This window comes from Achromobacter sp. Root83, from assembly GCF_001428845.1.
In the GTDB taxonomy this organism is placed as follows: Bacteria; Pseudomonadota; Gammaproteobacteria; order Burkholderiales; family Burkholderiaceae_B; genus Achromobacter.
The window spans coordinates 34,397-46,236 of sequence record NZ_LMIU01000024.1 but is presented as its reverse complement, the minus strand read 5'-3'; the positions used below and the strand labels follow the sequence as shown (position 1 = coordinate 46,236).

Annotated in this window: 11 protein-coding genes; 5 read left to right on the top strand and 6 right to left on the bottom strand. The window is 63.3% G+C overall.

Features of this window, described 5'->3' with window-relative positions; translation table 11 throughout:
• Positions 1 to 92 precede the first annotated feature (92 nt).
• The 5 genes from ASE30_RS21720 to thrS all read right to left on the bottom strand — a co-directional run bounded on the left by ASE30_RS21720 (position 93) and on the right by thrS (position 4,540).
• Positions 93 to 362, bottom strand: a complete 270-nt coding sequence (locus ASE30_RS21720; protein ID WP_006387993.1) for an HPr family phosphocarrier protein — start codon at positions 360 to 362, stop codon at positions 93 to 95.
• Between the two features lie 105 nt (positions 363 to 467).
• Positions 468 to 869, bottom strand: a complete 402-nt coding sequence (locus ASE30_RS21715) for a PTS sugar transporter subunit IIA (RefSeq protein ID WP_057286364.1) — start codon at positions 867 to 869, stop codon at positions 468 to 470.
• 18 nt (positions 870 to 887) lie between these two features.
• Positions 888 to 1,859, bottom strand: coding sequence for a glutathione synthase (gshB, locus tag ASE30_RS21710; protein WP_057286363.1), 972 nt, complete (start codon positions 1,857 to 1,859; stop codon positions 888 to 890).
• A 156-nt stretch (positions 1,860 to 2,015) separates the two neighbouring features.
• Positions 2,016 to 2,567: a translation initiation factor IF-3 gene (gene infC / locus ASE30_RS21705; RefSeq protein WP_082601675.1), complete on the bottom strand. Its 552-nt coding sequence runs from the start codon at positions 2,565 to 2,567 to the stop codon at positions 2,016 to 2,018.
• A gap of 20 nt (positions 2,568 to 2,587) precedes the next feature.
• Positions 2,588 to 4,540 carry a threonine--tRNA ligase gene (gene thrS / locus ASE30_RS21700; RefSeq protein ID WP_057286361.1) on the bottom strand — a complete coding sequence of 651 codons (1,953 nt, stop codon included), beginning with the start codon at positions 4,538 to 4,540 and terminating at the stop codon, positions 2,588 to 2,590.
• A gap of 616 nt (positions 4,541 to 5,156) precedes the next feature.
• Between thrS and ASE30_RS21695 the strand changes: the two genes are divergently transcribed.
• Positions 5,157 to 5,912 carry a response regulator transcription factor gene (locus tag ASE30_RS21695; protein WP_082601674.1) on the top strand — a complete coding sequence of 252 codons (756 nt, stop codon included), beginning with the start codon at positions 5,157 to 5,159 and terminating at the stop codon, positions 5,910 to 5,912.
• Between the two features lie 42 nt (positions 5,913 to 5,954).
• Here the strand turns inward: ASE30_RS21695 and hemN are convergent, their stop codons facing one another.
• A complete protein-coding gene (gene hemN, locus ASE30_RS21690) occupies positions 5,955 to 7,385 on the bottom strand; it encodes an oxygen-independent coproporphyrinogen III oxidase (protein WP_082601673.1) in 1,431 nt (476 codons plus the stop codon).
• A 144-nt stretch (positions 7,386 to 7,529) separates the two neighbouring features.
• On the opposite strand from hemN, the gene ASE30_RS21685 reads away from it, so the two are divergent.
• From ASE30_RS21685 to ASE30_RS21670, 4 genes are all read left to right on the top strand, one after another.
• Entirely contained in the window at positions 7,530 to 7,796 is a 267-nt protein-coding gene (locus ASE30_RS21685) for a hypothetical protein (RefSeq protein ID WP_057286359.1), read from the top strand.
• 186 nt (positions 7,797 to 7,982) lie between these two features.
• Positions 7,983 to 8,714 (top strand): FadR/GntR family transcriptional regulator, encoded by a 732-nt coding sequence (locus ASE30_RS21680; protein WP_057286358.1) that lies wholly within the window; start codon positions 7,983 to 7,985, stop codon positions 8,712 to 8,714.
• A complete protein-coding gene (locus ASE30_RS21675) occupies positions 8,711 to 9,955 on the top strand; it encodes a Zn-dependent hydrolase (RefSeq protein ID WP_057286357.1) in 1,245 nt (414 codons plus the stop codon). Before ASE30_RS21680 ends, ASE30_RS21675 begins: the two co-directional genes overlap by 4 nt.
• A 263-nt stretch (positions 9,956 to 10,218) precedes the next feature.
• On the top strand, positions 10,219 to 11,793 hold the full coding sequence (locus ASE30_RS21670) for an ABC transporter substrate-binding protein (protein ID WP_057286356.1): 1,575 nt from the start codon (positions 10,219 to 10,221) through the stop codon (positions 11,791 to 11,793).
• Positions 11,794 to 11,840 lie beyond the last annotated feature (47 nt).

Sequence of the window (11,840 nt, the reverse complement as noted above, 5' to 3'; positions counted from 1 at the left end):
GGCTGGCGGGGCCAGCCCCGTTGCGAGTATCGGTAAGGGTCGCGGACGAGCCGGCACGAGCATGGCTCGCGCCGGCTGATTCAGAAGACGTTCTATTCCTGCTCACCGAATTTGCTGTCGAACAGTGTTTCGATTTCGGAAAGGGCTTGCTCGGCGTCGCTGCCCGAAGCCTCCAGCTTGACCGTCACGCCCAAGCCGGCGGCCAGCATCATGACCCCCATGATGCTCTTGGCATTTACGCGTTGCGCGCCGCGTGAAATAAAGATCTCGCTGGAAAACTTGCTCGCAAGCTGCGTCAGCTTGGCGGCGGCCCGGGCGTGCAAACCCAGTTTATTGCTGATGACAATGTCTGTATTGGGCATAGGAAAGATTATGGCCGCGGCCTACGCCGCAGTGTTGATCGCAGCAATCGTCGAACCGCTTCGGCTTGAAATAATAGCCGACATAATAGGGCAAATTCTTGCCCGTCAGTCTACACGCAAGACGCCCTGCACTCCTCCGGCCAGTGCCTTCTCGCGCGTTTCGGCCAAAGGCAGGTTGCGGTAGGTCAACGCCCTCAGCAGCATCGGCGTGTTCAGCCCCGCCAGCACACAGCACTGGATGCCCTGGGCCTGCGCGTCCGCGACGGCGCGCTTCGAGATGTTCGCGGGCGTGGCGCCGATCAGGTCCGTCAGGACCAGAACGCCTCCGCCGTGATCCTGCCCCAGGATGTCCTTCAGGACATCGGGGGTCAGATCGTCCGGAAGGTCCTCGGGCTGGATGTCGTGAACGGCCAGCATGCCGTCAAGGTTGCCCATGACGTGGCTGGCGCATTCGCGCATGGCCGCGCCCAGGGGCGCGTGCACGACGATCACAATACCCGTGGTCATGACAAAAGTCCTGAGAGGTCAGACCGCGGCGGCAGCGCCCGCCACGGCTTTTTCAAGCGCCTGGACGAACATGCCTGCGACATCGAAACCGGTCTGTTCGGCAATTTCCACGAAACAGGTGGGGCTGGTGACGTTGACCTCGGTGACGTAATCGCCAATGACATCCAGACCGACCAGAAGCAGACCGCGGGCGGCAAGCTTGGGGGCCACGGCTTCGGCGATCTCGCGGTCCCGGGCAGACAGCTCCTGCGCCACGCCTCGTCCGCCGGCAGCCAGGTTGCCGCGCGTTTCGCCGGCCAGCGGGATGCGCGCAAGCGAGTACGGCACAGGCTCGCCGCCGATCAGCAGGATGCGCTTGTCACCCTTGACGATGTCGGGGATATAGCGCTGCGCCATGATGGTGCGCGCGCCATTGTCCGTGAGGGTTTCAAGGATGGCGTTCAGGTTGGGATCCTTGGGTTGCAGACGGAACACGCCGGTGCCTCCCATGCCGTCCAGCGGCTTGACGATCACGTCGCTATGTGTGTCGTGGAACGCCTTCAGCCGGGCCATGTTGCGGGTCACCAGCGTGGGCGCGGTGAACTCGCTGATTTCGGTGATGGCCAGCTTTTCGGGATGGTTGCGTATGGCCGCGCCGCTGTTGAACACACGGGCGCCCTGGGCCTCGGCGTATTCGAGCAGGTGCGTCGAATACACGTATTCCATGTCGAACGGAGGATCCTTGCGCATGACGACGGCGCCGAAGTCCGCCAGCGGCAGATCCCGGGCAGCGGATTCGCGCCACCATTCATGGCCGTGCAGGTCGGCGTCCGCGACCAGCTCGATCGGCGTGGCGGCGGCCTTGACCGTGCCGGCCTCAATAAAGAGATCGCCCTGCATGGCCACGCTGAGCGTATGGCCGCGCGCCACCAGCGCACGCATCATGGCGACAGAACTGTCCTTGTACGCCTTGAGCAGCGGCAAGGGATCCAAAACGAACAAAACATGCATCGCGACACCCCGAAACGGACGCCGCCTCCCCTCGCGGGAAGGCGGCTTTATGACATCGTAGCGCAGAGCCGCCCAATAAGCGAACCCGCCGGTCACGCAACGGACACGGCGGGTTGTTGGAGCGGCCGAGCCTCTTGCGGAGGCTACGGCTGGCGATCAGGCCGCCGATTCAGGCTTGCCCGCGGGCACGACCTTCTTCTTCGGCGCCAGCACCATGACCATCTGACGGCCTTCGAGCTTCGGCATGGCTTCGACCTGGGCCAGTTCCAGCAGGTCGTCGCGCACACGTTCAAGCACCCGCATACCGAGTTCCTGGTGAGCCATTTCGCGGCCACGGAACCGCAGCGTCACCTTGGCCTTGTCGCCTTCCTCGAGGAAGCGGCGCAGGTTGCGCAGCTTGACCTGGTAGTCGCCCTCGTCGGTGGCCGGACGGAATTTGACTTCCTTGACCTGGATGACCTTCTGCTTGGAACGGGCTTCGGCCTGGCGCTTCTGCTCTTGGTACTTGAACTTACCGTAGTCCATCAAACGGCAGACCGGCGGCTCGGCGTTCGGCGCGATTTCCACCAGATCCACGTCGCTTTGCTCGGAAAGACGGAAGGCGTCGGCAATCTTGACGATGCCGAGCTGTTCTCCGTCCAGACCTATCAGGCGCACCTCGGGGACGCGGATTTCACCGTTGATGCGATTGGCTTTTTCAGTGGCGATGTTGAAAGCTCCTAGAAATGTTAAGCAGCACTGCTATCAGGTTGATTGACGTCGCGACGGGCGGCTACGTCCTCGGACAATCGCGCGACGAACTCGTCGTATGCGATGGCGCCAAGGTCCAGTCCGCCCAGTCCGCGTACGGCTACGGTGCCGTTTTGCTTCTCTTTGTCGCCGACGACAAGAATGTACGGCACCTTTTGCAGGCTGTGCTCCCGAATTTTACGAGTGATTTTTTCACCGCGCAAATCGGACTCTACTCTAAAGCCTTGTTTTTTCAGGCTTTGCGTGATTTCAGCCGCATAATCGGCTGAAGGTTCGGAAATGCAGCATACGACAGCCTGCACCGGGGCGAGCCAGGGAGGCATCGCGCCGGCGTGGTTTTCGATCAACATGCCGATAAAACGCTCGAGCGACCCGAGGATCGCGCGGTGCAGCATGACAGGCGGACGGCGCTGGTCATTCTGGTCCACGTACTCGGCGCCCAGACGTACGGGCATGGAGAAGTCGACCTGGATCGTACCGCACTGCCAGTGGCGGCCGATGGCATCCTTCAGCGTGTACTCGACCTTGGGACCGTAGAAAGCGCCCTCGCCCGGGGAAACCTCGAAATCGCAACCGGTGCGGCGCAGGCTTTCCATCAAGGCGGCTTCGGCCGTATCCCAGACCTCGTCCGAACCGATACGCTTTTCGGGACGCGTGGCGACCTTATACAGCACTTCGGTGAAACCGAAATCACGGTAGACCTTCTGCAACAGCGCCGTGAAATCGGCGCATTCGTCCTGAAGCTGGTCTTCGGTACAGAAAATGTGGCCATCGTCCTGCGTAAAGCCGCGCACGCGCATCATGCCGTGCAGCGAACCCGAGGGTTCATTGCGATGGCACTGGCCGAATTCGCCGTAGCGCAGGGGCAGTTCACGGTAGGAGTGCAGCCCGGCGTTGAAAATCTGGACGTGGCCCGGGCAGTTCATCGGCTTCAGGCCGTAAACGCGGTTCTCGGACTCGGTCGTGAACATGTTTTCACGATAGTTGTCCCAGTGGCCCGTCTTCTTCCAGAGCGAAATGTCGAGAATCTGCGGCGCCTTGACTTCCTGGTAACCGTTGTCGCGGTAGACGGCGCGCATGTATTGCTCGACCTGCTGCCACAGGGTCCAGCCCTTGGGATGCCAGAAAATCAGGCCAGGGGCCTCGTCCTGGAAGTGGAACAGGTCGAGTTCGCGGCCGATCTTGCGGTGGTCGCGGCGCTCGGCCTCTTCCAGCATGTGCAGGTAGGCTTCCTGCTCTTCCTTGGTAGCCCAGGCGGTGCCGTAGATGCGCTGGAGCATCTCGTTTTTGCTGTCGCCGCGCCAGTAGGCGCCGGCCACCTTCATCAGCTTGAAGACCTTCAGTTTGCCGGTGGACGGCACGTGCGGGCCCCGGCACAGATCGATGAAGTCGCCTTCACGGTACAGGCTGAGCGGTTCGTTGGACGGAATCGAAGCAATGATTTCGGCCTTGTACTTTTCGCCGATGCTCTTGAAGAATTCCACGGCGTCGTCGCGCGACCATTCTTCGCGCGTGACCACTTCGTCCTTTTTGACGAGTTCGGCCATCTTCTTTTCGATGGCAGCCAGATCCTCGGGGGTGAACGGGCGCTTGTACGAGAAGTCGTAATAGAAGCCGTTGTCGATCACCGGACCGATGGTGACCTGCGCATCCGGGAACAGCTCCTTGACGGCATAGGCCAGCAAGTGCGCCGTGGAATGGCGGATCAGGTCCAGGCCGTCCGCATCCTTGGCGGTCACGATTGCCAGGCGGGCATCGCCTTCAATGCGGAAGCTGGTGTCGACCAGCTTGGAATCCGCGCCATCAATCGTCACTCGGCCGCCCAAGGCCGCCTTCGCCAGGCCCGTACCGATCGATTGCGCCACTTCGGCGACCGTTACCGGCCCCGGATATTGGCGCTGCGAACCATCGGGCAATGTGATCTGTACCATCGGGAGTGCTTCCTGGGGTTCTTGGAACAAAAAAAACGAAAAACAGAAACGAAAAACGCGGCTTGAGAGCCGCGTTCATTTGATTGTCTTGCTGAGTTCTGCCGCTGACCTGACACGGTAAAACCCGACGCACGAAAAACTAACGCGACATAGGGCGAAAGTTCCGGGTCGTAGTTCGTGCCAGCGGGAAAAACATGGTGTTTGGGCCTGTTGGTACGCGCCCGAGGCGGCGCGGATCAAGGTGTAGCAAAAACGGCGCGGCCAAATCAGTTACAGCATGCAGCCACGTTTATCGTTGCCGATTGTAGCACCATCCGCATGCATTTCGTGGCGAAAGCGCGACAGTCCGGATGGCTCCGCCCGATCCGGCCCAAGCGACACCCGTCTGGTCAAGCCGCCCGGCCTCGACGAAACGAAGGCCATCGTGGAGTCGCTTTCGAATTTGCTGACAGGCCAAGGGTGCAACGGTCTGATTTTCAGTCGTTTCACATCCGCTCAGCCGCTCGAAACCGTAATCTGCCCACAAAATTTTAGGACTAATCGGGACATGTGCACTGGCTCCGCCTTCGTGCGGCGCCCGTCGCCCAACTTCCCCTCACCCGTTTGTGGAGCAACGATGAAACCGGTTTCAGAGCCAGCCAGCAGGGCCCCCTTCGCCACGCCCCCCGAAAAAGGGGGCGCACCTGCTGGTGCCCCAGTCCAAGGCCAGGGTACGCACCGGCACCTGCTGATGTCACGCCCGCCCCCGGTCATCCGGGTTGCCATCCTGGACGACCACCCCGTGGTGGCGCTGGGAGTCGGCGCCTACCTCGAGAGCCGTCCGGGCTTTCAGCTCGTACATCGGGAAACCTCGGCCCGGGCGTTGCTCGAAAAGCTGGCGCACGCACCCTGCGATGTAGCGCTGATCGACTTCTACCTGCCTCTGGAGCCCTGGGACGGCGTCAACTATCTGCGGCGGGTGCGCCGCTATCACCCCACCATGGCGATCATCACGTTTTCCGCGGGCAACCGGCTCGAAACCCAATACGCCGCGTATCGCGCGGGCGCGAACGGATACCTTGCCAAGCAATGGGGCATGATTCTGCTGCCGGACATGATCCGCGGGGTGATCAGCGCCAAGGCGCCGTTCCTGTCCGTACACGAAGGCAAGATCCGCGGCCTGCTGCCGCCCGCTCCGCACTCGCTGCTGACGGCCTCTGAAGTCGAGATCCTGCGGCACATCAGCCAGGGGTTGTCGGTCACGCAGATTGCGGCGCGGCTCGTGCGCAGCAAGAAAACCGTCAGCACGCACAAGCGCCGCGCCATGCGAAAACTGCAACTGGCCGACGACCTCTCCCTGGCGCTCTACCTGCGCGAGAAATTCGCCGGATGAGCGCGTGGCGCCGAACGGCGCCGCCTTGGCTGCGGCAAGGAATCAGATGATGCGAGAGTAGCTGGCGCCGGTGCTGACGGTGCGCAGATAGCCGTCGAAAGCCATCGCCACCGCGCGCACGAAGTACCAGCCCAGCCCGGTCACCTGCACCGCATCCGGCCGAAGGTTGACCAGCCCCAGTTCGGCCAGACTTGCCATCTGCGAGAGCTCGCGGCTGAAGTATTCCCCAAACCGCAGGCCATGGCGTGCCTCGATCCGGGCAAAGTCGACGCGCCCCTGGCACATGATGTCCATGATCACCTCGCGCCGGACCAGATCGTCGGCGTTCAGCGCCAGCCCTCTCTCGACGGCGAATTTCCCGCCTTCGATGGCCGCGTAGTACTCGTCGAGCACCTTCGCGTTCTGGCTGTAGGTATTGCCGATGCGTCCGATGGCGGACACGCCGAGCGCGATCAGGTCGCGGTCCGGCTGCGTGCTGTAGCCCTGGAAATTGCGGTGCAGTTCGCCGCGCTGTTTGGCAATGGCGAGCGCGTCGCCATTCAACGCGAAGTGGTCCATGCCGATGTAGGTATAGCCCTGCTTCAGGAAGCCTTCAATGGCGGCGCTGAGCAGGCCGACACGCGTGGCGCGGTCGGGCAGATCCGCTTCGTGGATGCGCCGCTGCGGCTTGAATCGTTCGGGCAGGTGGGCGTACGCATAGAGCGCGATGCGGTCGGGCCGCAATGCGATGACCTGCGCGATGGTGCGGGAAAATGATTCGGCGGTCTGCAAGGGCAGGCCATAGATCAGATCCACGTTGACGGACGCGTAGCCCAGGGCCCTTGCGCTTTGCATCAGCGCGGACACGGACTCGAAGGACTGCACCCGATGCACCGCCACCTGGACCCGCTTGTCGAAGTCCTGGACGCCAAAGCTCAGCCGATTGAAGCCCAGCCGCTGCAGATAGGCCAGCCGCTCGGGCGTCGCCGTGCGCGGATCGACCTCGATCGAGATCTCGGCGTCCGGCTCGAAATGGAAAGCGGCGCGCAGGTCGCCCATGAGACGCGCGAGTTCCTCGTCGGACAGGAATGTCGGCGTGCCTCCGCCGAAATGCAGCTGCGAGACGGGCACGCCCCGCCCCAGCTCCTGCACGTGCAAATCAATTTCTTTTGCCAAGGCGTCCAGATAGCGGGCGGCTCGGTCATGATGGCGAGTCACTACCTTGTTACAGGCGCAGTAGTAACAGACGGACTCGCAGAAGGGAATATGGAGGTAGAGCGACAGCGGCTCTGCCGGGCTGGCCGCGCGGCGCTGCTGCAGCGCCAGCCGGTAGTCCTGCTCGCCAAAGCCGCCGTGATACCGGTCCGCTGTGGGGTACGAGGTGTACCGCGGCCCATTCTTATCCAGCCGCGCCAGCAACTGGGGAGGGAAAAGCGGCTCGGCGGTGGCGGGCGCCGGCGGTTCTGAAGAGTGTGGGCGTAGAGCGGCTTGCATACCCTGGATTATTCGCCCGTGCCGGCCACCGCACCTTGATCTTGCGCAAACCGGACCGCTTTGCGTGCCGGCGGGCACGCACATGCGCGACGGTGTTCCGGCACTTAAAATGCGGGCATTCACCCCGAAAACAAGGATATGTACATGGACACCGAACTGGACGGCCGCCTGCTGGCACTGCGCCAGGCGATGGCGATCGCCATCGCCCTATCGACCCGCAGCAGCCCACAGGCCACCGACATGGCGCTGGAACTGCTGGACGACCTGAAGGCGAATCTTGATAAGGCCCCGTCGGACAGCCCCTTCGACAAACCGGAATGGGTAGTGGGCGCCCATGATGAGCTCGACGGCATCGCCCGCCTGGTGCGCGCCTTCACGCAAACACCGGAACCGGACGAAGACGCGCAGTAAGCTCGAAGACGCCGCCCCGCCGGCGCGCGTCTACACTCCCTCTGACTGGCCTGACCACCAGACGAAAAGAGGTGGATTCCCTCACATCGTTTTCCCTGAAACGATGAAATTCTCCTTCTAATACAAATAAGAGGTGCCTATATTGGTGGCCTGACCACCAGGCCAAACATTGCGCGTTCCGCACCGATGAGCACCTTCCAAGCCGTTGCCGTCACCCGCCTGTATCGCATGATCGCCGACCAGATAGCCGGCAGGATCAGGGCGGGCGACTTCCCCCGCGGACGGCGGCTGCCTTCGGAAAGAGAACTCGCCGAACAGTTGCAGGTCAGCCGCGCCTCGATCCGCGAGGCCCTCATCGCGCTGGAGATCGAAGGCTATGTCGAGGTGCGCGTGGGCACGGGCGTGTTCGCCGCGACCCAGGAAGGCCCCGCGAACGCGGTGGCGTCCCGTTCCGCCGCCAACTGGGTCCCGGGCCACGACGACATCGGCCCCTTCGACCTGCTGGAAGCCCGTTTGATGATCGAACCCGAATGCGCCGGCATGGCCGCGCAGCACGCGACGTCCGCGCAGCTCACGGCGATCCAGGCAGCCCATGAAGGCATGTCCCTGACCGATTCCCCCGGCCGGCATGACCGCGAATTCCATGGCGCCATCGCCGCGGCTTGCGGCAACGCGGCGCTCGCGTCCACGGTGGCGCACTTGTGGAACCTGTCCCAGACCAGCTCCGTATACCGCCGGATGCAGGATTACTTTGTCGACACCAAAGTGTGGGCGACGGCCCACGCCGAACACCAGCGCATCCTGACCGCCATCCTGGCGCGCGACCCGATCCGCGCGCGCCATGCCATGCATGCGCACCTGCTCGGCATCCTGGCGCGGCTACGGGAAGACTTCAACGAGCACCGAGGCGAACCATGACTACTCCCACCCTGTCCATCGACGGCAACCGCCTGTGGCAGTCCCTGATGGACCTTGCCCGCATCGGCGCCACGCCCAAGGGCGGCAATTGCCGCCTTGCTCTGACCGCGCTGGACGGCCAGGGCCGCGATCTTGTCACCGGCTGGATGCGCGAGGCGGGCATGACGGTGCGGGTGGACCAGGTGGGCAACATCTTTGCCCGCCGCGCCGGCCGCAACAACGACCTGCCGCCCGTCATGACCGGCAGCCATATCGACACCCAGCCGACCGGCGGAAAGTTCGACGGCTGCTACGGCGTGCTGGCGGGCCTTGAAGTCATACGCACGCTCAACGATGCGGACGTGCTGACCGAAGCGCCGCTCGAGGTCGCCATCTGGACCAACGAGGAAGGTTCGCGCTTCGTGCCGGTCATGATGGGATCGGGTGTATTCGCCGGAAAATTCCCGCTGGAAACCGCGCTCTCCGCGCGCGACGCCCAGGGCATCAGCGTGCGCGACGAACTCCAGGCCATCGGCTATGCGGGTCCCGATCCGGTGGGCGGACGGGCCGTGGACGCCTACTTCGAAGCCCACATCGAACAGGGTCCGATCCTGGAACACGAAGAGAAAACCATCGGCGTGGTGACCGGCTCGCTGGGCCTGCGCTGGTACGACATCACGGTGACCGGCATGGAGATGCATGCCGGCCCGACCCCCATGGCGATCCGCCGCGACGCGCTCTTCGCGGCCAGCTTCCTGCTGCAGGCCGTGGTCAACATCGCCAACACCCACCAGCCCCACGGACGCGGCACGGTGGGTGAAATCCATGCCCACCCGGGTTCGCGCAACGTGATCCCCGGACAGGTCCGTTTCACCGCCGACCTGCGCCACGAGGACGAAGCCACGCTGACCCGCATGGACCAGGAGTGGCGCCGCGTCTGCGACGACATCGCGGTCGCGCATGCCGTGCGCGTCGACGTGAAGGACGTCCAGTACTTCCGCCCCACCCCTTTCGACACGGACCTCGTGGACAAGGTGCGCAAGGGAGCAGCCAGCCGCGGCCTGCCCGCGATGAACATCGTCACGGGCGCGGGCCACGACGCCGTATACATGGCCGCGGTCGCGCCCACGGCGATGATCTTCGTGCCCTGCAAGGACGGCATCAGCCACAACGAAATCGAGGATGCGCAGCCCCAGCACCTGGAAGCGGGCTGCAACGTACTGCTCGACGCCATGGTGGCGCGGGCCAACGGCACGCGCTAGCGCCCTTCCCGCCAGGCAGCCCCGGCCATTCGCTCGCCCATGCCGTGCCGCCCAGACGCGCCAGACGCACACCGCATGCACCGCTGATTTCGCCGCATTGGTGCGCGGCGCCTTACCCAGCACCTATACGAAGCATTGTTGAAGCTGCTCCACCCGCAGTACCCCCGAGAAACACAGGTGGCATGAGGTTTGCTTATTACTGCACGGCATCCGCCGCGCACAAGCGGCCGCCTGTCAGACCCTTTCCAGCCCGGAGGCTCGCAGTGAAATCGAAAAATTGGTTCTCCCTAAGCATCGGTGCATTGGTCCTTGCGGCCGCGCTGCCCGCCACGCAGGCCCTGGCCCAGACCAAAGGCGGGACGCTGAACATGATCGTTCAGCCGGAGCCGCCCGTGATCGTCACGGCCATCAACCAGCAAGGCCCCACGCAGTTCGTCGCGGGCAAGATCTACGAAAGCCTGCTGACCTATTCCACCGACCTCAAGCCGCAGCCCGGCCTGGCCAAGTCCTGGGAAGCCGCCGCGGACGGCCTCACCTACACCTTTCATCTGCAGGACAACGTGAAATGGCATGACGGCAAGCCCTTCACTTCCGAGGACGTGGTGTTCTCGCTGGCGGACATGCTGCCCAAGACCCATGCGCGCGCCCGCGTCATCCTGAACAAGTTCGTCGATTCGGTGCAGGCGCCAGATGCCAAGACGGTGGTCATCAAGCTCAAGTCGCCGTTCCCGGCCTTCATGCTGATGTTCGAGCCGGGCTTTGCGCCGATGATGCCCAAGCACATCTACGCCGGAACCGACTACATGACCAATCCGGCCAACCAGAAACCCATCGGCACCGGGCCGTTCATGTTCAAGGAATGGAAGCGCGGCGAATACATCAAGCTCACGCGCAACCCCGCTTACTGGAAACCGGGCATGCCCTACCTGGATGAGCTGGTGTTCAACGTGATTCCCGACGCGGCCTCGCGCGCCGTGGCGTTCGAGCGCGGCAGCGTGGACGTGCTGCGCGGCGGGGACGTGGACAACGTCGACATCAAGCGCCTGCGCGCGCTGCCCAAGGTGGAATACACCACGGCCGGCTGGGAGATGTTCTCGCCGCAGGCGTACCTGATCTTCAACATGCGCAAGCCGCCGTTCGACAACCTGAAGGTGCGCCAGGCCGTCATGGCGGCCATGAACCGCAACATGGTGGTCAACAACATCTTCTTCGGCCTGGGCAAGGTGTCGACCAGCCCCTTTGTGACCACCGAGATGTTCTACGACAAGAACATGCCGGCCCTGGCGTTCGACATGAAGAAGGCGCGCGCGCTGATCAAGGAATCGGGCATCAAGCCCGAGGATTACACGATCCGCCAGTTGAGCTTCCCCTATGGCTCCACGTGGGACCGTCTGGGCGAATACACCAAGCAGGCACTGGAACAGCTGGGCTTCAAGGTCAACGTGGAATCCACCGACGCGGGCGGCTGGGCCAGCCGCACCGGCAACTGGGACTTCGACCTGACGACCACCTTCACCTACCAGTACGGCGACCCCGCGCTGGGCGTGCAGCGGCTGTATATCTCGTCGAACATCGTCAAGGGGTCGCCTTTCGCCAACGTGCAGGGCTACAGCAACCCCGAGACCGACAAGCAGTGGGAAGCCGCCGCCTCCGAAATCGATCCGGCCAAGCGCCAGGAGCTCTACAGCAAGATCCAGACGACCCTGGTCAACGATGTGGCCAACGGCTTCATGGTGGACATGGAATTCCCCACGCTGTATCGGGCCAACGTCAAGAACCTGGTCAAGACCGCCATCGGCTTGAACGAGTCGTTCGACGACGTCTACATCGAGAAGTAAGCGCCGCAAGACGCCGCCGCGGAGGTTCCCGCGGCGGCGGATCCTGG

What these genes read in the sequence shown, in the direction of transcription:
- gshB (WP_057286363.1), bottom strand. Translation starts at nt 1,859, where the DNA reads ATGCATGTTTTGTTCGTTTTGGATCCCTTGCCGCTGCTCAAGGCGTAC.
- ASE30_RS21675 (WP_057286357.1), top strand. Translation starts at nt 8,711, where the DNA reads ATGACTACTCCCACCCTGTCCATCGACGGCAACCGCCTGTGGCAGTCC.
- ASE30_RS21695 (WP_082601674.1), top strand. Translation starts at nt 5,157, where the DNA reads ATGAAACCGGTTTCAGAGCCAGCCAGCAGGGCCCCCTTCGCCACGCCC.
- ASE30_RS21680 (WP_057286358.1), top strand. Translation starts at nt 7,983, where the DNA reads ATGAGCACCTTCCAAGCCGTTGCCGTCACCCGCCTGTATCGCATGATC.
- hemN (WP_082601673.1), bottom strand. Translation starts at nt 7,385, where the DNA reads ATGCAAGCCGCTCTACGCCCACACTCTTCAGAACCGCCGGCGCCCGCC.
- thrS (WP_057286361.1), bottom strand. Translation starts at nt 4,540, where the DNA reads ATGGTACAGATCACATTGCCCGATGGTTCGCAGCGCCAATATCCGGGG.
- ASE30_RS21720 (WP_006387993.1), bottom strand. Translation starts at nt 362, where the DNA reads ATGCCCAATACAGACATTGTCATCAGCAATAAACTGGGTTTGCACGCC.
- ASE30_RS21715 (WP_057286364.1), bottom strand. Translation starts at nt 869, where the DNA reads ATGACCACGGGTATTGTGATCGTCGTGCACGCGCCCCTGGGCGCGGCC.
- ASE30_RS21685 (WP_057286359.1), top strand. Translation starts at nt 7,530, where the DNA reads ATGGACACCGAACTGGACGGCCGCCTGCTGGCACTGCGCCAGGCGATG.